This is a genomic window from Belnapia arida (assembly GCF_016773205.1).
Classification (GTDB): domain Bacteria; phylum Pseudomonadota; class Alphaproteobacteria; order Acetobacterales; family Acetobacteraceae; genus Belnapia; species Belnapia arida.
The window spans coordinates 1-20,149 of the sequence record NZ_JAETWB010000001.1 but is presented as its reverse complement, the minus strand read 5'-3'; the positions used below and the strand labels follow the sequence as shown (position 1 = coordinate 20,149).

The window sequence follows — 20,149 nt, the reverse complement described above, 5'->3', positions numbered from 1 at the left end:
GGGAGATAGTCGATGGCACGGTCGATCCTGGTCTTCTACGGCTCCTACCGGTCGGACCGCACCGGCATCCGGCTGGCGCGCTACGTGACCGAGGGCTTCGCCGCGCGGGGCGACGCGGCGGAGCTGATCGACGCGCAGGCGGTCGGGCTGCCGATGCTGGACCGGATGTACAAGGAATACCCGAAGGGCCAGGCGCCGGAGGCGATGGAGGCGCTGGCCGGCAAGCTGCGCCGGGCGGACGGCTTCGTCTTCGTCACCGGCGAGTATAATTGGGGCGTGCAACCGGGGCTGAAGAACCTCACCGACCACTTCCTCGAGGAGTGGTTCTGGCGGCCGGCGGCGATCGCCAGCTACTCCGCCGGGCGGCTCGGCGGGGCTCGGGCCAACCTCGTCTGGCACGGGACGCTGTCGGAGATGGGGATGGTCGTCATCTCGAGCACGCTGATGGCGGGGCCGGTCACCGCGGCGCTGAATGCGGAGGGCAAGCCCACGGGCGATGTCGGGGCGGCGCTGGAGCGGGCCTTTCCGCGCTTCGCGGCCGATTTCGAATGGTGGGTGGATGCAGGGAGGGCACAGCGGGAGCGGCAGGCGCCGCCCTACTGAGCCGCCCGCCTCAATTCACCCCGACCGCGCCGCCGAGCACGTCGCCAATGCCGCGGTGGATGACGAGGTCGGCGACGTCGTCGAGCCCGGTCTCCTGGTTGTTGACGATGGCGAGCTGCGCGCCGATGCGCTTCGCCAGCTCCGGGAAGCCGGCGGCCGGGTAGACCACCAGCGAGGAGCCGAGGACGAGGCAGAGATCGGCGGCCAGCACCGCCTCCTGCGCGCGGCGCATCGGGCCTTCCGGCATGGACTGGCCGAAGCTGATGGTCGCGGTCTTGATGAGGCCGCCGCAGCGGCGGCAGTCGGGGATGTCGCCGCTGCGCTCGAAATCCTCGCGCAGCTCCCCGATCGAGTAGCGGGCGGCGCAGTCGAGGCAGGCGCCGTAGGTGGTGTTGCCGTGCAGCTCGATCACCTGCGCTTCCGGTACGCCGGAGGCCTGGTGCAGGCCGTCGATGTTCTGGGTGATGACCTCGGCGACCTTGCCCTCGCGCACCAGCCGGGCGACGGCGCGGTGGCCGCGATTGGGCTCGGCGGCGCGCAGCCGGGCATCGGCGGCGAAGCGGCGGCGCCAGCTCTCGCGCCGGGCCTCGGCGGAGGCGAGGAAGTCCTGGAACATGATCGGCTTCATCTGCTCCCACACCCCGCCGGGGCTGCGGAAGTCGGGGATGCCGGATTCGGTGCTGATGCCGGCGCCGGTGAAGACGACGACGCGGCGCGCGGCCTCGATCATGCCCCGAAGGTCAGCGATGTCACGGTCGGCGATGTCGCGGTCGTCCATGGCTCAGCTCCGGTGAAAGACCAGGGTGAGGTTGTTCGCCGGCATGGGCTCGACAATGGGCGGGGCGAAGCCTTCCGCCGCCGCGGCCTCCGCGACCGCCTCGAGGTCGCGGAGGCCCCAGGCCGGGTCGCGGGCGCGGAGGTCGGCATCGAAGGCGGCATTGCCCGGCGCGGTATGGGCGCCGCCCCGCTTGAAGGGGCCGTAGAGGATCAGCGGCCCGCCGGGCGGCAGGCTGGCGGCGCCGCCGCGCATCAGGCCGAGCGTCGCCGCCCAGGGCGCGATGTGGATCATGTTGACGCAAAGTACGGCATCGGCGGCCGGCCAGCCGGGCTCCGTCGCGTCGAGCAGGAGGCCTGGGCGGCAATTGGGCAGGCCGGCGCACCAGGCGTCGATGCCGGGCACCGCCTCCGGGTCGCGCTCGGTCGGTTGGAAGGCGAGATGCGGCAGGGCGGCGGCGAGGAAGGCGGCGTGCTCGCCGCTGCCGCTGGCGACCTCGAGGACGAGGCCGGTGGCGGGCAGGTGGCGGCGGAGGGTGGCGAGGAGCGGCTCGCGGTTCCGAAGCGTTGCAGGGGCGTGGCGGCGGAGGTCGGTCATGCGAGGCCGAGGGGGATGGCGATCCGTTCCCGCATCTGGCGCAGTTCCTCGGGCGTGATCCGCGCCCCGGTCCGCCGCGCCTGCCGCTTGGAGATTGCCATCACATGGGTGGCGAGGATGACGCTCGGCTTGGCGCAGCCCTTCCGGGGCGATGCTTCGATTCGCAGGGGCAGGGCCGGCATGCCGAGCCGGACGGAAACCGGGGCACTCATGGCACATGACTCCAACAGCGCCCGCAACCTAGTCATCTGATGTAACAGGTTCAATACGGTGCGGCCGCCCTCACTCGGGCCTGGTATCCCAACCGCGTCCAGCGGCCGGGCCGGCGGCGAGCGCAGGAGCAGGGCGAGCGCCGTGCCGACGCACGAACCGACGGCGAGGCCAAGGCCGGTTGAGCCGGCGGTGCCGTGGGACGGCCTATTCGCCGCCGGGCCGAGGATCGATCCGGAAGCGATGTTCCTGGCCTGGATCGAGCTTGTCTTCGGCCCGCCCCTCCCGCCGGAAGCTCGGACCGACTAGATTGGCCCGCGATGCAGTATCTCAGCACCCGCGGCGAGGCCGCGCCCCGTGATTTCGAAGGCGTCCTGCTGGCGGGCCTCGCCGAGGATGGCGGGCTTTTCCTGCCCGAATCCTGGCCGAGCCTGTCGGCCGCCGAGTGGCGGGGGCTGCGCGGCCTGCCCTATGCCGAGCTGGCGGCGCGGCTGATCCACCCCTTCGCCGGCGAGTCCCTCTCCTTCGAGACGCTACGTAGGATGACGGGGGAGGCCTATGCCGGCTTCGGCCACCCGGCCATCGCGCCGCTCGTCCAGCTCGATGCGCGCTGCTTCGCGTTGGAGCTGTTCCACGGGCCGACGCTCGCCTTCAAGGACATGGCGATGCAGCTGCTAGGGCGGCTCTTCGACCATGCCCTGGCGCAGCGTGGGGAACGCATCACCATCGTCGGCGCCACCTCCGGCGATACCGGCTCGGCGGCGATCGAGGCCTGCCGGGACCGCAGCGCCATCGACCTCGTCATGCTGCACCCGGAAGGGCGGACCTCCGAGGTGCAGCGGCGGCAGATGACGACGGTGCTCTCGCCGAACGTCGCCAACCTCGCCATTCAGGGCAGCTTCGACGACTGCCAGGACCTGGTGAAGGCGATGTTCAACGACGCCCCTTTCCGCCTGGAGATGCGGCTGGCCGCCGTCAACTCGATCAACTGGGCACGGGTCGCGGCGCAGATTCCCTACTATGCCCATGCGGCGCTGGCGCTCGGGGCGCCGGACCGGCCCGTCGCCTTCTCGGTGCCCACGGGGAATTTCGGCAATGTGCTCGCGGCCTGGGCGGTGCGGCAGATGGGGCTGCCGGTGGAGCGACTGATCATCGGCGCCAACCGCAACAACATCCTGGCGCGCTTCCTCGCCTCGAACGACATGTCGATGCGCCCGGTGGAGCCGAGCCTCTCGCCGAGCATGGATATCCAGGTCAGCTCCAATTTCGAGCGGCTGCTCTTCGAGCTGCTGGGCCGCGACGGGGCGGCGACGGCGGCTGTGATGGGGCGCTTCCGCGCCGAGGGGCGGATGCCGGTGCCGGATGCCGCCTGGCGCGAGGCGACGGGGCTGTTCCACGGCTTCACCCTCGACGATGCAGGGACGCTCGGCGAGATCCGGCATCTCTGGCAGGCGGCGGGGTACCTTGCCGACCCGCATACCGCGATCGGCACGGCGGCGGCGCGGGCGCTGGCGCCGGAGGACCGGTCGATCCCGGTGGTCGTCGCGGCCACGGCGCATCCGGCGAAATTCCCCGATGCGGTGGAGGCGGCGATCGGCCTCCGCCCGCCGCTGCCGCCGCGGCTCGCGGATCTCTACGAGCGGGAGGAGCGCTACAGCATCGCCACTCCCGATCTCGGCACGGTGGAGGCGCTGGTGCGCAGCCATGCAAGGCGGAATTAGCCGGCTGGCCCTATCCCTCGCCGAAGCCCGGCCACCGCCCCATATCCTTCCGATGACCTCTTCCCCCAGCACAAGGTCCCCCATGTCCGAAGCCATCCGCGTCACCCGCCTCGCCAATGGCCTTACCGTCGTCTCCGAGGCCATGCCGCGGGTCGAGACCGTGTCCTTCGGCGCCTATGTCTCCGCCGGCACCCGCCATGAGAGCGAGCCGGAGAACGGCGTCTCCCACTTCCTCGAGCACATGGCCTTCAAGGGCACGGCGACGCGCGACGCGGCTGCCATCGCCCGCGAGATGGAGAATGTCGGCGGCCACCTGAATGCCTACACCGCCCGCGAGCAGACCGCCTATTACTGCAAGGTGCTGAAGGAGGACCTGCCGCTCGCCGCCGACATCATCGGCGACATCCTGACGCATTCGACCTTCATCCCGGACGAGCTGGAGCGCGAGCGCGGCGTCATCCTGCAGGAGATCGGCCAGGCCAACGACACGCCGGACGACATCGTCTTCGACCACTTCCAGGCCACGGCCTATCCGGGCCAGCCGATGGGCCGCCCGACCCTCGGCACCGAGGATGTCATCAAGCGGATGAAGCGCGAAGCGCTGACCGGCTACATGCAGCACCATTACGGGCCGGAGCGCATGGTGGTCGCCGCCGCCGGCGCGCTCGACCACGACCGGCTGCTCGGGCTGGTGGAGCAGCACTTCCGCGACCTGCCGACCGTCGCCCCTCCCCCGCCCGAGGCCGCGCGCTACGCCGGCGGCGAGTTCCGCGAGGAGCGCGACCTCGACCAGGTGCATATCGTCCTCGGCTTCCCCTCCTGCGGCTACAAGGACCGGCTGCACTATCCCTCGCTGCTGCTGAGCACGCTGCTCGGGGGCGGGATGTCCTCGCGGCTGTTCCAGGAGATTCGCGAGAAGCGCGGCCTGGTCTACTCGATCTACTCCTTCGCACATCCCTTCGACGACAGCGGCCTCTTCGCCGTCTATGCCGGCACCGGCGAGGCGGAGGCGGAGGAGCTGGTGCCCGTCACGCTCGAGGAGCTGCGCAAGGTGCAGACCTCCGTGACGCAGGACGAGCTCAACCGCGCCAAGGCGCAGCTCCGCGCCAGCCTGCTGATGAGCCTCGAGAGCACCGGCAGCCGCACCGAGCAGCTGGCGCGGCAGATCCAGGTGCATGGCCGCATCATCCCGATCGAGGAGACCAAGGCGAAGATCGCCGCCGTCACTATCGAGCAGGTGCAGGAGGCGGCGAGCCTCGCCTTCCGTGGCACGCCGACGCTGGCCCTGCTCGGCCCGGCGGGGAAGGTGCCGGGCGTCGGGGAGATCGCTGCCAGCCTCCGCTGACGGACGCGCGAGCGAATATTTGAGTATTCAATCGCGCTGCATCCCCCCTACCCTCCCCTGAGCGAGAGCCCCGGCCAACGGGGCGCACGGTGCGACAGTGCCGGGACGTTCAAGGGAGTGAGGCATGAAGCGGCGCGATTTCCATTTGCTGGCGGGTGGCAGCCTGGCTTTCGGCTTGGCCGCCCCGGCGGTCCGGGCGCAGGCCAGGAAGAGCCTCGCCTTCGTCGTCAATGTCTCGGCCGATTTCTGGACCATCGCGCGGCGCGGGATCGAGAAGGCGAACCGCGAGCATCCCGATTTCGACATGGAGATGATCATCCCGAGCCAGGCGAGCGCCGCGGAGCAGCGCCGCATCCTGGACGAGCTGCTGGCGCGCAAGGTCGCGGGCGTCGCCATCTCCGCCATCAACCCGGCGAGCCAGACCGACGTGCTGAACCGCGTCGCCGAGCAGTCGGTGCTGTTCACCACGGACAGCGACGCGCCGGCGAGCAAGCGCATGCTCTATATCGGCACGGACAACGTCGCCGCCGGGCGCCGCGCCGGCGAGCAGATGAAGCAGGCGATGCCCGAGGGCGGCCGCGCCATGCTCTTCGTCGGCACCATGGATGCCGACAATGCGCGGGAGCGCGTGCAGGGCATCCGCGAGGCGCTGCAGGGCGGCAACATCCAGATCGCCGACATCCGCACCGACGAGAGCGACTTCGCCCGCGCCCGGCGCAATGCCGAGGATGCGCTGTCGCGCGAGCGCGACCTGAAGATGATGGTCGGCCTCTGGGCCTACAACACGCCGCAGATCTACCAGGCGGTGCGCGAGGCCGGGCGGCAGGGTCAGGTGAAGATCGTCGGCTTCGACGAGGATGCGCTGACCTTGCGCGGCGTCGCCGACGGTACCATCCACTCGACCGTGGTGCAGCAGCCCTACGAATTCGGCTACCGCTCGATGAAGGGGCTGATCCGCGTGGTCAACGGCGACCGCGGCTGGATTCCCGCCGGCAAGCAGGACATCGTCGAGACCAAGGTCATCGACAAGACCAATGTCGGCGAGTTCCAGTCCTACATGCGGGGCTTGCTGCGGAGCAGCTAGCGTGCTGCTCGAGCTGGAGGGGATCGGCAAGTCGTATCCCGGCGTCCGCGCGCTCGACGATGTCTCGCTGCATCTTGCAGCCGGCGAGGTGCTCGGCCTGGTCGGCGAGAACGGGGCCGGCAAGAGCACGCTGATGAAGGTGCTGGGCGGCGTGGTGCGGCCGGATGCCGGGCGCATCCGCCTGCACGGGCGGGACTTCCCGCAGCTCAGCGTCGCCGAAGCGGGGGCGCAGGGCATCGCCTTCGTCCATCAGGAGCTCTCGGTCTTCGACAACCTGGATGTCGCGGCCAATGTGCTGATGGGGCGGGAGCCGGTCTGGGGCGGGCCGCTGCGGCTGGTAGACCGGCGGGCGGCACGGGCCGCCGTCGCGCCGCTGCTGGCGCGGCTCGGCGCGGATTTCGGGCCGGAGGCGCCGGTCGCCACGCTCTCCATCGCCCAGCGGCAGATGGTGGAGATCGCCCGCGCGCTGTCGATGCAGGCGCGCATCATCATCTTGGACGAGCCGACCAGCAGCCTGACGCTGTCGGAGACGGACCGCCTGCTGGCGACCATCGCGGCGCTGCGCGAGGCAGGGACGGGCATTATCTACATCAGCCACCGGCTCGGCGAGATCACCACCTGCGCCGACCGCGTCACCTGCCTGCGCGACGGTCGGGTCGTCGGCCATCTGGCCCGCGGCGAGATCAACCATGCGACGATGACGCGGCTGATGATCGGGCGCGACCTGAAGTCGCTCTACACCCCGCCTGCCGCGGTGCCGCGGGAGGGTGGCGGGTTGCGCATCGAGGGGTTGGTAACGGAGGCCTTCCCCGACCGCAGCATCGACCTCGCCTTGCGGCCGGGGGAGATCCTCGGCCTCGCCGGGCTGGTGGGCGCGGGGCGGACCTCGCTGGCGCGGGCGCTGTTCGGCGTGGAGCCGGCGCTGGCCGGGCGGATCAGCCTCGGCGGGGAGGAGTTGCGCATCGGCAGCCCACGCGAGGCGATCGCGCAGGGCATCTACCTGGTGCCGGAGGACCGCAAGCGCTCCGGCCTCGTGCTCGACATGTCGATCGCCGAGAACGTCTCGCTGCCCGACCTCGACGGCCATGCCCGGGCCGGGCTGGTGAGCGGCGGCTCCGAGGCGCGGGCGGCGGAGGCGCAGCGGCAATCGCTGCGGATCCGGGCGCCGGGCGTCGCGGTGCGGGCGGGCACGCTCTCGGGCGGCAACCAGCAGAAGGTGGTGCTCGGCAAGTGGCTGGCGATGCGGCCGCGCGCGCTGATCTTCGACGAGCCGACGCGCGGCGTCGATGTCGGCGCCAAGGGCGAGATCTACGCGCTGATGCGCGGCCTCGCCGACCGCGGCGTCGCCGTGCTGATGATCAGCAGCGACATGGAGGAGGTCATCGGCGTGAGCGACCGGGTCGCGGTGATGCATGAGGGCCGGATCGCCGGCACTCTCGCGCGCCATGAGGTGAACGAGCCGAACATCCTCCGCCTCGCCACCGGGCAGCGGCCGGAGCAGCACATGGCAACCGTGGAGGCGGTGTGATGGGGCGGAAGGAACTCGGCCTCGCGGTCCTCATCGTTGCCATCGCGGCCATTACGGCGACGCTGAATCCGCAATTCCTCTCGACCGTCAACCTGATGAACATGGCCAACCTCATCGGCCTGTTCGGCATCTTCTCGATCGGCCAGGGATTGATCGTCATCACCGGGGGGATCGACCTTTCGGTCGGCTCGATGTTCGCGCTGCTCGGCGTGGTCTTCCTCGATCTCACCGCGAATATGGGCGTGGCCTGGCCCATCGCCGTGCTCGTCGTGCTGGCGCTCGGCCTGCTGATGGGGCTGGTGCATGGGCTGCTGGTCACGCGGCTCGGGCTGCAGCCCTTCGTCGTGACGCTCTGCGGCCTGCTGATCTACCGCGGCGCGGCGCGCTACTACACGGGCGATTCCACCATCAGCCTCGGCTATGCCGAGGGGCTCGACGGGCTGGCCTGGCTGGCGGCGGGGCGCAGCTACGGCGTGCCGCACAGCTTCTTCGCGCTGGTGATCGTCGCCGTCATCGTCGGCGTGGTGCTGCATCGCTCGGTCTTCGGGCGGTACCTCTTCGCCGTCGGGCGGAACGAGGAGGCGGCGCGGTATTCCGGCATCCGCACCGGCGCGGTGGTGACGGGCGCCTATGTGCTGGGCGGGCTGCTGGCGGGGATCTCGGCGCTGCTGCTGGTCTTCTACACCAGCTCCGTCTCGCCCTCCTCCTTCGGCAATTTCTACGAGCTCTATGCGATCGCCGCCGCCGTGCTCGGCGGCTGTTCGCTGCGCGGCGGCGAGGGCAGCGTGCTCGGGATCGTGCTGGGGACGGTGCTGCTGCAGGTCCTGCAGAACCTGGTGAACATCCTCGGCATCCCCTCCTCGCTCAATTTCGCGGTGATGGGCGGCGTGATCCTGATCGGCGCGCTGGCCGACCGGCAGCTCGCGCGGCGCAGGTCGGCGCCGGCGCGGGTGGCGGCGAAGGGGGCGGTGGCGGCCGCCGAGTGATCAGTAGCTCTTCGGCTGCTCCAGCACGCGCTCGGCGATGAAGGAGAGGATCATCTGCTCCGAGACGGGCGCGATGCGGCAGATCATCACCTCGCGCAGCAGGCGCTCGACCACGTATTCGCGCGCATAGCCCATGCCGCCATGGGTCAGCATGGCGCGGAGGCAGGCCTCGTAGCCGGCCCGCGCGCCGAGCAGCTTCGCCGCATTGGCCTCGGCGCCGCAGGCGCGGCCGGAGTCGTAGAGCCAGGCTGCCTTCATCGCCATCATCCAGGCGCTCTCGAGCCCGGTCCAGCATTCGGCGAGCGGGTGCTGGATCGCCTGGTTCTGGCCGATCGGCCGGCCGAAGACGCTGCGCTCCCGCGCATAGCGGCTGGCGCGGTCCAGCGCGTCGCGGCCGATGGCGATGGCCTCGGCGGCGATCAGGATGCGCTCGGGGTTCAGGCTGTCGAGGATGTAGGAGAAGCCGCGGCCCTCCTCGCCGATGCGGTCCTCCTCCGGGATGAACAGGTCGTCGATGAAGATCATGTTCGAATCGACGGCGGCGCGGCCCATCTTCGGTATGCGCTGCACCTCGACGCGGGTGCGGTCGAGGTCGGTGTAGAAGAGGGTGATGCCCTGCGAGGGGCGCCGCGCCTCTTCCTTCCGCGTGGTGCGGGTCAGCAGCATGATCTTGTTGGCGACCTGGGCCGTCGAGGTCCAGATCTTCCGGCCGTTGACGCGGTAGCCGCCGGGCACCTTCTCCGCGAAGGTGGTGATGCTGGTGGTATCCAGCCCCGCATTCGGCTCGGTGACGCCGAAGCAGGCCTGGTCGGTGCCGGCGACGAGGCGGGGGATCCAGCGCGCCTTCTGCTCCGCGGTGCCGTGGACGACGATCGGGTGCGGGCCGAACATGTTGATGTGGAGTGCCGAGGCCGCACCCATCGCCCCGCCATGGCGGGCGACGGTGTGCATCATCAGCGCCGCTTCCGTCACGCCGAGCCCGGCGCCGCCATGCTCGGCCGGCATGGTGATGCCGAGCCAGCCGCCCTCGGCCATGGCGCGGTGGAACTCGCGGGGGAAGCGGGCCTCGGCCTCGCAGTCGCGCCAGTAGTCGTCGCCGAAGCGGCGGCAGACGGCGGCGACGCCCTCGACGATCGCGTCCTGCTCGGGGCTGAGGCCGAAATCCATGGTGATCCTCCCGCGGTTGCCGGGAGGATCGGCCGGACCGGGCGGCAGGGCAAGCTCCCGCCCTGTTTGCTTGCCAAGGGCGGCGGTTCGGGCCAAGACCCCCTGACCAGCCCCTGCCCGGAGACAGCCATGGCCTCGGCGTTCGACCGCGTCGCCGACATCATCGCGGAGACCAGTGACGTCCCGCGCGAGACGATCCGGCCGGAAAGCCACGTGATCGAGGATCTCGGCATCGACAGCCTCGACTTCCTCGACATCGTCTTCGCCATCGACAAGGACTTCGGCATCAAGGTGCCGGTGGAGACCTGGACGCAGGAGGTGAATTCGGGCGCCGCCCCGGCCTCGCGCTACTTCGTCATGGAGAACCTGGCGAAGCGGATCGAGGAGCTGGTGGCCGCCAAGTCCGGCGGTTAGCGCCGTGCAGCTCGAATATTTCCGGATGATCGACCGAGTTGTCTCGGTCGATGCCGAAACCATCGTCGCCGAGGCGGTGGTGCCGGAGGCGAGCCCGGTCTTCGAGGGGCATTTCCCCGGCCATCCGCTGGTGCCCGGCGTGCTGTTGCTGGAGACCATGGCGCAGGCCGCGGGCTACCTGCTGCTGGCGCGGCTCGGCTTCGCCCGCATGGCCTTCCTGATCGGCAGCAGGGAGCTGAAGCTGCGCCGCTTCGTCCGGCCGGGCGAAAGGCTCTCCGTGACCGCCCGGCTGGTGCATGAGGGCTCGGGCTATGCCGTCGCCGATGCCGCCATCACCGGTGCCGACAATCGCATCTGCGAGGTGCGCGAGATGAAGTTCAGCCTGCAGGACTTCCCCGCGCCGGCGCTCGCCGAGGCGATGCGGGCGCAGGCGGCGCGGATCGGGCTCGGGGCATGAGCGAGGCGGTCTGGATCACCGGCATCGGCCTTGCCTCCTCACTCGGCGAGGGGGCGGAGGTGCATCGGGCGGCGCTGCGCAACCTGGCGGCGCAGCCGGTGGTGGATGCGGCGAGCTTCGCCCCCTTCCCCGTCCATCCGATGCCCGCCCTCGCCTTCGACGCGCAGATCCCGAAGAAGGGCGACCAGCGGCAGATGGAGCCCTGGCAGCGGCTTGGCACCTATGCGGCGGGCCTTGCGCTCGACCATGCGGGGGCGCGGGGGCTGGTGGGAGAGATGCACCTGCTTGTCGCGGCCGGCGGCGGGGAGCGGGACGTGGTGCTCGACGAGGCGATCTGCGCCGAGCTGGCCGCGCTGCCGCCCGAGGAGGCGGGGCCGCTGCTCAATGCGCGGCTGGCGAACGGCCTCCGGCCGACGCTGTTCCTGGCGCAGCTCTCCAACCTGCTGGCGGGCAACATCTCCATCGTGCATGGCGTCACCGGTTCCTCCCGCACCATCATGGGCGAGGAGGCGGCGGGGGCGGAGGCGGTGCGCATCGCGGCCGCCAGGCTCGCCGAGGGGCGGGGCGAGGTGGCGCTGGTCGGCGGGGCCTATGTGGCGGGGCGGTGGGACATGCTGCTGCTGCACGCGGCCTCGGGTGGGTTGTGGCGTGGGGACTGGGCGCCGCTGGCCGAGCGGCCGGGCGGCGGCATGGTGACGGGGAGCATCGGCGCCTTCCTCGTGCTGGAGACCGGGCGGCATGCGCGGGCGCGCGGCGCGCCGTGCCTTGCGCGGCTGGCGGCGGTCAGGAGCGGCGCGGCGCGGCGCCAGCGCGAGGACAGCGCGCGGGCGAGCGCGGCCGCGCTGGCCGAGGGGCTGGCGCTGCGGCCGGGCCATGCGGTGGTCTCCGGCGCGAGCGGGATGCCGGAGGCGCTGGCGGAGGAGCGGGCCTTCCTCGCCGGGCTGCCGGAGCCGGGGCCGATGCACTTCACCGCCGACCTGCTGGGGCATGGGGTGGAGGCGAGCTTTCCGGCCAGCCTGGCGCTTGGCGCGCTCGCCCTCGGCGAGGGCCTGGCGGGGCAGGCGCTGGTGACGGGATTCGGCATCTGGCGCGGCGAGGCGCTGGCCCTGCTGGAGGCGGCGTGATGCGCGACCATCTGGGCCGGCCCGTGGTGGCCGTGACGGGAATGGGGCTGGTGACGCCGCTCGGCTTCGGCGTGGCGGAGAGCTGGGCTGGGCTGCTCGCCGGGCGCTCGGGCATCCGCCGGATCACTCGCTTCCCGACCGATCACCTGAAGACGAGGATCGCCGGGCAGGTCACGCTGCCGGGGGAAGAGGCGCTGGCCTCGCCGGAGCGGGTGGAACGGATGGCCGCGATGGCGGCGGCGGAGGCGGTGGGGCAGGCCGGAACCGGCGGGCGCTTCCCCGGGCCGCTCTTCCTCGGCATGCCGCCGGTCGAGGTGGAATGGCCGCAGCGGCTGGCGTTGGCGCGGGCGGGTGCCACCTATCCGGCGATGGCAGAGGCGGCGACGGGGCAGCGGGCGCTGTTCGAGACCTTCCTCTTCGGCGGGATCGGGGAGCGGCTGGCACAGCGCTTCGGCACGCGCGGGGTGCCGGTTTCCGTCACCACCGCCTGCGCGACGGGGGCTTCGGCGATCCAGCTCGGGCTGGAGGCGATCCAGCGGGGCGAGGCGGCGGCAGCGCTCTGCATCGGCGCCGAAGGCAGCGTGGCGCCGGAGCCGCTGGTGCGCTTCTCGCTGCTCTCGGCGCTGTCCACGCGGAACGACGAGCCGGAGCGCGCCTCGCGGCCCTTCGAGAAGACGCGCGAGGGCTTCGTCCTCAGCGAGGGCGCGGCGGCGCTGGTGCTGGAAAGCCTCGAATCGGCGCAGGCGCGGGGGGCGGAGGTGCTGGGGCTGGTGCTCGGCGCCGGCGAGCGTGCGGACAGCTTCCACCGCACGCGGAGCAACCCGGATGGCGGGGCGATCATCGGCGCGATGCGCAGCGCCATCCTCGATGCGGGGCTGGCGCCGGCCGACATCTCCTATGTCAACGCGCATGGCACGGGGACGCCGGAGAACGACAAGATGGAGACGCTCGGCATGCGCGCCGTCTTCGGCGAGGCCCCTCCCCCTATTTCGTCGAACAAGTCGATGATCGGGCACACGCTCTCGGCGGCGGGGGCGATCGAGGCGGTGGCGAGCCTGCTCTCGATCCGCGACGGGATGCTGCCGCCGACGATCAACCATGAGCTGCCCGACCCGGCGATCGCGCTCGACCTGGTCCCGAATGTCGCGCGTGCGGCGAAGGTGGAGCGGGTGCTGTCGAACAGCTTCGGCTTCGGCGGGCAGAATGTGTGCCTGGTGCTGGGGGCGGCGCCATGAGAGCGCTTCAATTGTTCGCCGACAGGGACACGCGGCTGGCCGAGGTTGCGGAACCGCCGCCGCCGGGGCCGGGCGAACTGCGGCTGCGGATGCGCGCGGTGGCGCTCAACCACATCGATGTCTGGGGCTGGCGGGGGATGGCCTTCGCCAGGCGCCAGCTGCCGCTGACGGTGGGGGCGGAGGCGGTGGGCGAGGTCGTCGCCATCGGCGAGGGCGTCGAGGGCTGGCAGGTCGGGCAGCTGGCGGTGCCCTATGGGGCGCAGACCTGCGGGCAATGCCGGGCCTGCCGCGAGGGGCGGGACAATCTCTGCGAGAATGTCTCCGGGGTGAAGGGATTCCATCTCGACGGCTTCGCGCAGGAGATCGCCAACCAGCAGGCGCGGCTCTGCGTGGCGGTGCCGCAGGGCATCGCCGTCGAGGATGCGGCCTGCGCGGCGATCACCTTCTCCACCGTGGAGCACATGCTCTTCGACAATGCGCGGCTGGAGGCGGGGGAGACGATCCTGGTGCAGGCGGCAGGATCCGGCATCGGCACCGTCGCAGTGCTGGTGGCGAAGGCGATGGGGTGCACCGTCATCGCGACCGCCGGGTCGGACGAGAAATGCGAGCGCGTCAGGGCGCTCGGGGCGGACCATGTGGTGAACTACACGACGGACCGCTTCGAGAGCGTGGCGCGCAAGGTGACGCGGAAGCGCGGCGTCGATGTGGTCTTCGAGCATGTGGGGGCCATGACCTGGGCGGGGTCGCTGCTCTCACTCAGGATGGGCGGCAGGCTGGTGACCTGCGGTTCGACTTCGGGCGTGTCGGCGGAGACCAACCTGATGATGCTGTTCCAGCGGCAGCTTCGCATCATCGGCAGCTTCGGCGCGTCGATGCGCAACGTCGCCGACGGGCTCGGCAGGATGGCGGGCGGCATCCGGCCGGTGATCGACGGCACGGTGCCGCTGGAGGGCTTCGCCGGGGCCTTGGCGCGGCTGGAGGCGCGGCAGGTCTTCGGCAAGATCGTCGTCATGCTCTGACCATGCGCGATGCGGCGGTGGCGGCGCTGGTGCGGGGGCTCTTCGCGCTCGTCGGGGCGCTGGGGCCGGATCGGGCGGGGGCCCTGGGGGGCGCCGTCGCGCGGCGCCTCGGGCCGCTGGTGAAGGCGCATCGCATCGCGCTCGGCAATGTGGCCGCGGCGTTTCCCGAATTGTCCGCGGCGGAGCATCGCGGGATCGTCGGCGAGGCCTGGGACAATCTAGGGCGGACGGCGGCGGAATACGTGCACCTGGAGCGGATCTGGGATTTCGACCCGGCCAAGCCCGTGGGGCGGATCGAGGTCGCGCCGGAGGCGGTCGCGCGGTTCGAGGCGCTGCGCGAGGACGGGAAGCCGGCGCTGTTCTTCGCGGCGCATCTGGCGAACTGGGAGCTGCCGGCGGTCGCAGCGGCGAAGCATGGGCTGCCTTCGGCGGTGCTCTACCGGACGCCGAACAACAGGGCCGTCGCGGCCGATATCCGTGCGTTGCGCGAGGGGATCATGGGGCGGCTGATCGCGGCGGATGTCGCGGCGCCGATCCGCATGATGGAGGCGCTCGACGAGGGGCTGCATGTCGGCATGCTGATCGACCAGCGCTTCGGGCGGGGGCCGCGGGTGCCCTTCCTCGGGCGGATGGCGGCGTCCAACCCGTTGCTGGCGCGGCTGGCGCGGCGCTTCGACTGCCCGGTGCATGGGGCGCGGGCGATCCGGCTGCCGAGGGGGCGGTTCCGGCTGGAGCTGACCGAGGCGGTGGAGCTGCCGCGCGACGCACGCGGGCGGGTGGATGTGGAGGCGGCGACGGCGCTTCTCAACCGGATCGTCGAAGGCTGGGTCAGGGAGCATCCGGGGCAATGGCTGTGGATGCACAGGCGGTGGCGGTAGGGGTTGAGGAATTGAAGCGGGGCATGGGCCAAGGCCTTGAAATTGGCGAACTTCCTGAGTGGATTTGAGGAAACCAGGATTTTAGGCGGCATCCGCGAATGGATGCGCCCCGGGCCGGGTCAGACCTCCTCGTCGATGCGGTTCTGCTCGATGGCCTCGATGGGCGTGAGACCCGCGTCGAAATACTTCCGCCATAGCGCGGCATCGATGTCGAAGGTCACGACGGCTTCGATTTCGGCGATCCAGGTCTGGAAATCCATGTGCTTGCTCCGGTCGTTCATCAAGTGGCTGCCATGGCCGCCTTGCCGGGTCGCCGATCCAGGGGGAGCTTGCTCGACGGTCCGCGATGGGTCGAGGCTGCATGAGCAGCGCTCGGTCAGGCCACCGCCTGACCCTCGGCCGCCACTGCCGCCGGCAGGGAGCCGTAGGTCGAGACCCAGTCCCAGTCCCTCGCCGTCCAGGCAATCGGCGTCATGTTCGGTCCCAGGAAAACCTGCGGCCAGGTATTCTTCACGTTCACGTCCCAGCCCGGCTTCATGGCGAAGAGCGAGTAGCACCAGGCCAGGATGACGATCCGGTTCTCGCTCAGGTGCCGCCTGATCTCCGCCGTCAGCTTCTCGACCGTGTCGCGGGACCCGTCGCCCACATCCTGCACCACGACATGGATGCCAGGCAGCGCCTGGTTGGCGTTCAGCCGCTGGGCGATCCTCCGGTCGTCGTCCGGGTTGATCGCCGTGTCGGCCGGGCTGTTCGGGTTCCGGGCGAGGATTCGGCCCGTTCTCGTATCCACCTCCTGGCCGAGCTGGTCGCCATGGCGCCCTGCCAGCACCGTGAAGGTTTGCTGCCCCTTGCCATACAGGTCGCGGACGATCTCCTGCCAGGACCCGTCGCCGGTGAAGGTCACCGAGGCGCAGAGGTTGCCCTTGATCATCCAGGGGCAGTCGTCGAAGGACCAGTCACCGCTGTTGAGCTTGTCCCAGACATTCTTCGGCGAGAGAGAGGTGGTGGGCTTGATGTATTTGGCCGCCATCGTCGCTTGCTTCCGGATTCAAATCTTCCGGAAACGATGCCGGTTCACATAAACCGAGGCAAGCCAGGGGCGGTGGTCAGGGCTGGTTCGCCACCGGGGCGGTGACCCAGCCCTGAAATGGCGGCTCGCCGCAGTCGCCGCACCAGAGCTCGCGGTTCAGGCCGATCAGGTGGAGGCGCGCATCGCGCCCGACCAGGGCGATCAGCCGGGCACGGCTAAAGGTGTGGGACCGGCAGCCGCAGCGGAGGCAGAGCGCCTCGTCGCGCGCCAGGTCGTTGACCGTGAGGGCGAAGGCAGGGTCCATGATGAGGACAAAGGTAGAACACCCTCGCCGGTTCCGCAAGCTCGTTCTATCGCTTCCGCATCGTTCCCGGTCACGCCGCCGGGGCGGTGCAGCCCGGGCCGTTGCGGTTGAAGCTGGTGATGCGCCCTTCGCGGGCTTCGAAGACCAGGACACAGCCCTCGGCCCCGCCGCCGTAGCCGCCAAGGCCGAAGCCGAGCCCGGTGCCGACCCCCACGCCGCCGCCGAAGCTGCCGAAGCCGAGGCCGATGCTCGGGAAGATGGCGGGGCGGCTGGAGGGGCGGGCGAACTCGTACTGCAGCAGGCGGCGGCCATCGGCCTCATAGGTGCGGCTCGGGACGCCGAGATTGGCAACGACATCCGCTTCCGGCCGGCCGACATAGGTGCCGATGCGACGGTCGAACTCCGCCGTGGTGCCGGAGGAGCCGCAGGCGGCGAGCAGCAGGGGCAGCAGGAGGAGGAAGCGGTGCATCGGTCGGGGCCCCGTCCGCGGATGGCGGGATTGCCGGCGCGGTTAGCGGTAACGTTCGGCGGCCGGGCTGGATGCATCAGGCGGTGAGCTGGGCGCTGCGGCCGGCATTCACGTCGAGGGTGGTGCCGGAGACGTAGAGGGCGCCGGGGCCGCAGAGGAAGGCGATGGCATCGGCGACCTGGGATGGCGGCAGCACGGGAATCGGGAGCGCATGGCCGGCAAAGGCCGCGGCACGGCGAGGGTCCGGCTGCGGGGCGTCGCCGCCGCGATGCACCATGGGCGTCTCCACCGCCGTCGGGGCGACGGCGTTGACGGTGATCTCCTCCGGGCCGAGTTCGGCGGCGAGCGACTTCATCAACCCGGTCAGCGCCCATTTCGTCGCGGCATAGGCGCCGGAGCCGCGGGCGCCCATCCGTGCCTGGACGGAAGTGGTGATGACGATGCGGCCTCCCCTGCCCCGCCGGCGCATGCCCGCCAGCATCGCCTGGATGGTGTTGAGGGTGCCGGTGAGGTTGACGTCGAGCATGGCCTGCCAGGCGGCGGGGTCCGGCTCGGCGAGGTTGCCGTTGATGGCGATGCCGGCATTGGCGACGAGGATGTCGGGACCGCCGAGCTCGGCATCGAGGCGCTTCGCGGCGGCACGGAGCGCGTCGGCGTCGCGGATGTCGGCGACGAGGGGAAGTGTGCGGACCTGCTCCTCGGCGGTGAGGCGGACGGCCTCGTCCAGCTCGGCGCGGGTGGCGAGGCGGTAGCCGCGCAGCGCCGGGATGGCGTCCGGCTCGGCGATGTCGAGCAGGGCGACATCGGCGCCGAGGCGGGCGAGCGCCAGCGCGGTGGCGCGGCCGATGCCGCGGGCGGCGCCGGTGACCAGCGCCGTGCGGCCGGTGAGCGGGCGCGCGGGCTGGGCCCCGGCCGTGGTCGTGGCGAGGGCCAGGGTCGTGGCGGCGGCGAAAAGCTGGCGGCGTTCGGTCATCGGCATCCTCCGGTGCGGCAACGCGGCGCGGGGCGCTATGCTGCATGCGAGGAGACTTCATGGCGCTTAATGATTTCGCCGATCTGCTCGCAGGGCTGCCGGTGTCGGGAGCGGCACGCGGGGCGCTGGCGGCGCGGATGACGGCGCCGGAGCGGCATTATCACGGAGCAGGGCATCTGGCGGTGCTCTGGGCGCGGCACCGCGAATTCAGCGAAGCGGCGGGTCTCGGCGATGTGGCCACCGGGCGGCTGATCGCCTGCGCGATCGCCTATCACGATGCCGTCTACGACGCGGCGCGGCGGGACAACGAGGCGCGCTCGGCCGAGCTGTGGCATGCCGATGCGGCGGAGGCGGGGCTGCCGGAGGGGGAGATCGACTGGGTGGCGGGGACGATCCTCGCCACGGCGGACCATCTCGGCTACCGCCCTGCTCCCGGTGAGCCGGACGAGGCGGCGAGGCTCTGGATGCTGGATCTCGACCTCACCCCGCTCGGCGAGGCGCCGGAGGCCTTCGACCGCAACACGGCGCTGCTGCGGGAGGAGTACGGCCATCTGGACGCGGCAAAATGGGAGGCGGGGCGCCGGGCCTTCCTCGCCGGGCTCCGGGCCTGGCCGCAATTGTACCGGACGCCGGTGCTGGCCGCCGCCTTCGAGGCGGCGGCGCGGCGCAATATCGCGCGGGAGCTGGGCGGCGCGATGGGGTGATCCCGCGGGGCCTGACGCAACCTTCGATCGGATGGGTGCATCTGATGTGGCTAATCTCCCGAACCAGACAATACATCAAAGCGAGTTCTGCGAGCCGATGCGAATGGCAACTGCCCGATGAAGATCAGGCGTTTCCGAGGAAAACCCAATTGTCGTGCGTAGCAGCGGCAGTGTTGATGCGGTTCTCCAGGCTTTCGGAAAAATTGACGAGGAGTTGCTCCCGACTCAACCCGCTGTCCAATGCGCTCACCTGCGTCTGCAGTCCGATGGTGTCCGGCTCACGGTTCAAGGCATTTTGGTAAAGCAGAGTCGCGAACTGGGTATTATCCGTGTTGCCGTAGAGGCTCTGGAATTCGTTCGATTCGATGAATTTAAGGGCAATGGATTCCAGGCTTTCTCCTCCTTGACGAAGATTAAACCAGAACGGCAACCCAATGTTGTCCGGCGTCCGGTCCAGTGCGGCTCCGTAGAGGCGGTAGATTTGCCCGTAAACGGTATCTCCCGTGGCGCCAAGATTTTTAGTAACGAACTCAAAACTCTCGGCAAAGTTCAATAACAGCTGACCACGGGACAAGCCATTCATGAGTGCAGAAGTTTGAAAGGATATCTCTGCGTTGGAGGCCGTCCGATCCAACGTGTTCTGGTAGAGAAGATTAACATACTGAGCATCGCTGGTGTTGCCGTAAGTGCCGATAAACTCTTGGGATTGAGTGAAGTTGGTGGCGATTTGTGCTTCGCTGCTTAAGCCGCCCTCGATGCTGGCGACATGTGCTTCCAATCCCGGCGCATCAGCCTGCCGATCGAGTGCAGCGCGATAAATCCGTGCAACATCCATTGCTGCTCCCGACGCGTCGAAACGGCCGATGCCGTCCGCGAACAGAATGTACTTGGCGTCCGATAGGGTGATCGAGGAATCGCGGCCACGAACCGTATCCTGGAGGTAAAGCGAGCCGAGCGATGTACTGGCAATCAGATACTCGGTGTGGAGCCCGCCACGCAGCACGTCATTAGGCAGCCCCCCGCCATTGCCCAATCCGACTCCGACATTGATGCCCCCGTCGGCGGCGCGTTGAAAGCCCAGCGCACTTCCCTCGGCGAAACCAGCGTTCACCCCTACCGACCCAACCACGGTGGTATCGTTCAGAAGCTGGATCTGTCCCCCGCTGTATCGTGCCGCTGTGGCCTGGGTCACATTCTCGAAGGTCACTACATCATTGGCATCGAAGCCATCGATGGCGCTCAGCACCGGCACGTTCGCCGCGCCCGTCACGACGAGTCGGCCACCCACCCCAGTGAAATTGATATTGGAGAGCAGGCTGGCATTGGCGAACCCGGACACCTCCAATACACCGCCGTTACCAATGTTGAATGTCGAGAGGCCATTGAAAATGCCTATGTGTCTGTCCGGGAACAGTTTGAGTGATTTGAATCGGTTGTGATTGGCTCCCGGCGGCGATTGCCGGAAGAAGAGTGTGCATGTGGACGTCCGAGAACCGGTCGAAATACGACCGCAGCAAGCTGCGCTA

General features: G+C 70.0%; 24 protein-coding genes. 14 read left to right on the top strand and 10 right to left on the bottom strand.

Going from position 1 to position 20,149, the window contains the following annotated elements; translation table 11 throughout:
- The first annotated feature begins 12 nt into the window (after nt 1–12).
- Nucleotides 13–603, top strand: coding sequence for an NADPH-dependent FMN reductase (locus tag JMJ56_RS00120; RefSeq protein ID WP_202829588.1), 591 nt, complete (start codon nt 13–15; stop codon nt 601–603).
- 10 nt (nt 604–613) lie between these two features.
- Here the strand turns inward: JMJ56_RS00120 and JMJ56_RS00115 are convergent, their stop codons facing one another.
- The 3 genes from JMJ56_RS00115 to JMJ56_RS00105 are packed head-to-tail and all read right to left on the bottom strand — an operon-like array spanning nt 614 to nt 2,187.
- Nucleotides 614–1,381 carry an SIR2 family NAD-dependent protein deacylase gene (locus JMJ56_RS00115; RefSeq protein ID WP_202829587.1) on the bottom strand — a complete coding sequence of 256 codons (768 nt, stop codon included), beginning with the start codon at nt 1,379–1,381 and terminating at the stop codon, nt 614–616.
- Between the two features lie 3 nt (nt 1,382–1,384).
- The gene (locus JMJ56_RS00110) at nt 1,385–1,975 is read right to left on the bottom strand and encodes a DUF938 domain-containing protein (protein WP_202829586.1); all 591 of its coding nucleotides are present in this window, start codon (nt 1,973–1,975) and stop codon (nt 1,385–1,387) included.
- Nucleotides 1,972–2,187, bottom strand: a complete 216-nt coding sequence (locus JMJ56_RS00105; protein ID WP_202829585.1) for a hypothetical protein — start codon at nt 2,185–2,187, stop codon at nt 1,972–1,974. The genes JMJ56_RS00110 and JMJ56_RS00105 overlap by 4 nt, the downstream gene beginning before the upstream one ends.
- A gap of 142 nt (nt 2,188–2,329) precedes the next feature.
- Between JMJ56_RS00105 and JMJ56_RS00100 the strand changes: the two genes are divergently transcribed.
- The 6 genes from JMJ56_RS00100 (at nt 2,330) to JMJ56_RS00075 (ending at nt 8,849) form a co-directional block, all read left to right on the top strand.
- A complete protein-coding gene (locus tag JMJ56_RS00100; protein ID WP_202829584.1) occupies nt 2,330–2,494 on the top strand; it encodes a hypothetical protein in 165 nt (54 codons plus the stop codon).
- A gap of 11 nt (nt 2,495–2,505) precedes the next feature.
- Nucleotides 2,506–3,906: a threonine synthase gene (gene thrC, locus JMJ56_RS00095; RefSeq protein ID WP_202829583.1), complete on the top strand. Its 1,401-nt coding sequence runs from the start codon at nt 2,506–2,508 to the stop codon at nt 3,904–3,906.
- A gap of 82 nt (nt 3,907–3,988) precedes the next feature.
- Entirely contained in the window at nt 3,989–5,251 is a 1,263-nt protein-coding gene (locus JMJ56_RS00090; RefSeq protein ID WP_202829582.1) for a M16 family metallopeptidase, read from the top strand.
- Nucleotides 5,252–5,375: 124 nt separating this feature from the next.
- Nucleotides 5,376–6,335: a sugar-binding protein gene (locus JMJ56_RS00085; protein WP_202829581.1), complete on the top strand. Its 960-nt coding sequence runs from the start codon at nt 5,376–5,378 to the stop codon at nt 6,333–6,335.
- 1 nt (nt 6,336) lies between these two features.
- Nucleotides 6,337–7,863, top strand: a complete 1,527-nt coding sequence (locus JMJ56_RS00080) for a sugar ABC transporter ATP-binding protein (RefSeq protein WP_328702214.1) — start codon at nt 6,337–6,339, stop codon at nt 7,861–7,863.
- On the top strand, nt 7,863–8,849 hold the full coding sequence (locus JMJ56_RS00075; protein WP_202829579.1) for an ABC transporter permease: 987 nt from the start codon (nt 7,863–7,865) through the stop codon (nt 8,847–8,849). Before JMJ56_RS00080 ends, JMJ56_RS00075 begins: the two co-directional genes overlap by 1 nt.
- On the opposite strand, the gene JMJ56_RS00070 is transcribed toward JMJ56_RS00075, so the two are convergent.
- Entirely contained in the window at nt 8,850–10,016 is a 1,167-nt protein-coding gene (locus tag JMJ56_RS00070; protein ID WP_202829578.1) for an acyl-CoA dehydrogenase family protein, read from the bottom strand. It lies immediately after the preceding gene.
- Between the two features lie 129 nt (nt 10,017–10,145).
- Here JMJ56_RS00070 and JMJ56_RS00065 point away from each other — a divergent pair, with 129 nt between their 5' ends.
- Genes JMJ56_RS00065 through JMJ56_RS00040 form a run of 6 tightly spaced genes read left to right on the top strand, consistent with a single transcriptional unit; the run spans nt 10,146 to nt 15,143 of the window.
- Entirely contained in the window at nt 10,146–10,430 is a 285-nt protein-coding gene (locus JMJ56_RS00065; protein ID WP_202829577.1) for an acyl carrier protein, read from the top strand.
- Nucleotides 10,431–10,434: 4 nt separating this feature from the next.
- A complete protein-coding gene (locus JMJ56_RS00060) occupies nt 10,435–10,887 on the top strand; it encodes a 3-hydroxyacyl-ACP dehydratase FabZ family protein (RefSeq protein WP_202829576.1) in 453 nt (150 codons plus the stop codon).
- Nucleotides 10,884–12,011, top strand: coding sequence for a beta-ketoacyl-ACP synthase (locus JMJ56_RS00055; RefSeq protein WP_202829575.1), 1,128 nt, complete (start codon nt 10,884–10,886; stop codon nt 12,009–12,011). The genes JMJ56_RS00060 and JMJ56_RS00055 overlap by 4 nt, the downstream gene beginning before the upstream one ends.
- Nucleotides 12,011–13,246, top strand: coding sequence for a beta-ketoacyl synthase N-terminal-like domain-containing protein (locus JMJ56_RS00050; protein WP_202829574.1), 1,236 nt, complete (start codon nt 12,011–12,013; stop codon nt 13,244–13,246). Before JMJ56_RS00055 ends, JMJ56_RS00050 begins: the two co-directional genes overlap by 1 nt.
- Before the next feature lie 11 nt (nt 13,247–13,257).
- On the top strand, nt 13,258–14,265 hold the full coding sequence (locus tag JMJ56_RS00045; protein ID WP_236037362.1) for a zinc-binding dehydrogenase: 1,008 nt from the start codon (nt 13,258–13,260) through the stop codon (nt 14,263–14,265).
- A 2-nt stretch (nt 14,266–14,267) separates the two neighbouring features.
- Nucleotides 14,268–15,143: a lipid A biosynthesis lauroyl acyltransferase gene (locus JMJ56_RS00040; protein ID WP_202829572.1), complete on the top strand. Its 876-nt coding sequence runs from the start codon at nt 14,268–14,270 to the stop codon at nt 15,141–15,143.
- A gap of 119 nt (nt 15,144–15,262) precedes the next feature.
- On the opposite strand, the gene JMJ56_RS00035 is transcribed toward JMJ56_RS00040, so the two are convergent.
- The 5 genes from JMJ56_RS00035 to JMJ56_RS00015 all read right to left on the bottom strand — a co-directional run bounded on the left by JMJ56_RS00035 (nt 15,263) and on the right by JMJ56_RS00015 (nt 17,919).
- Nucleotides 15,263–15,403 carry a hypothetical protein gene (locus tag JMJ56_RS00035; RefSeq protein WP_202829571.1) on the bottom strand — a complete coding sequence of 47 codons (141 nt, stop codon included), beginning with the start codon at nt 15,401–15,403 and terminating at the stop codon, nt 15,263–15,265.
- Between the two features lie 116 nt (nt 15,404–15,519).
- A complete protein-coding gene (locus tag JMJ56_RS00030; protein WP_202829570.1) occupies nt 15,520–16,173 on the bottom strand; it encodes a hypothetical protein in 654 nt (217 codons plus the stop codon).
- Nucleotides 16,174–16,249: 76 nt separating this feature from the next.
- The gene (locus JMJ56_RS00025; protein WP_202829569.1) at nt 16,250–16,477 is read right to left on the bottom strand and encodes a hypothetical protein; all 228 of its coding nucleotides are present in this window, start codon (nt 16,475–16,477) and stop codon (nt 16,250–16,252) included.
- Between the two features lie 70 nt (nt 16,478–16,547).
- Nucleotides 16,548–16,946 carry a hypothetical protein gene (locus JMJ56_RS00020; RefSeq protein ID WP_202829568.1) on the bottom strand — a complete coding sequence of 133 codons (399 nt, stop codon included), beginning with the start codon at nt 16,944–16,946 and terminating at the stop codon, nt 16,548–16,550.
- Between the two features lie 76 nt (nt 16,947–17,022).
- Complete coding sequence (locus JMJ56_RS00015) at nt 17,023–17,919, bottom strand: SDR family oxidoreductase (protein WP_202829567.1); 897 nt, start codon at nt 17,917–17,919, stop codon at nt 17,023–17,025.
- A gap of 59 nt (nt 17,920–17,978) precedes the next feature.
- Between JMJ56_RS00015 and JMJ56_RS00010 the strand changes: the two genes are divergently transcribed.
- A complete protein-coding gene (locus JMJ56_RS00010; RefSeq protein ID WP_202829566.1) occupies nt 17,979–18,623 on the top strand; it encodes an HD domain-containing protein in 645 nt (214 codons plus the stop codon).
- A gap of 124 nt (nt 18,624–18,747) precedes the next feature.
- Here the strand turns inward: JMJ56_RS00010 and JMJ56_RS00005 are convergent.
- Nucleotides 18,748–20,149, bottom strand: a 1,402-nt coding sequence (locus tag JMJ56_RS00005) for a DUF4214 domain-containing protein (RefSeq protein WP_236037361.1), incomplete at its 5' end; no start/stop codon positions are given.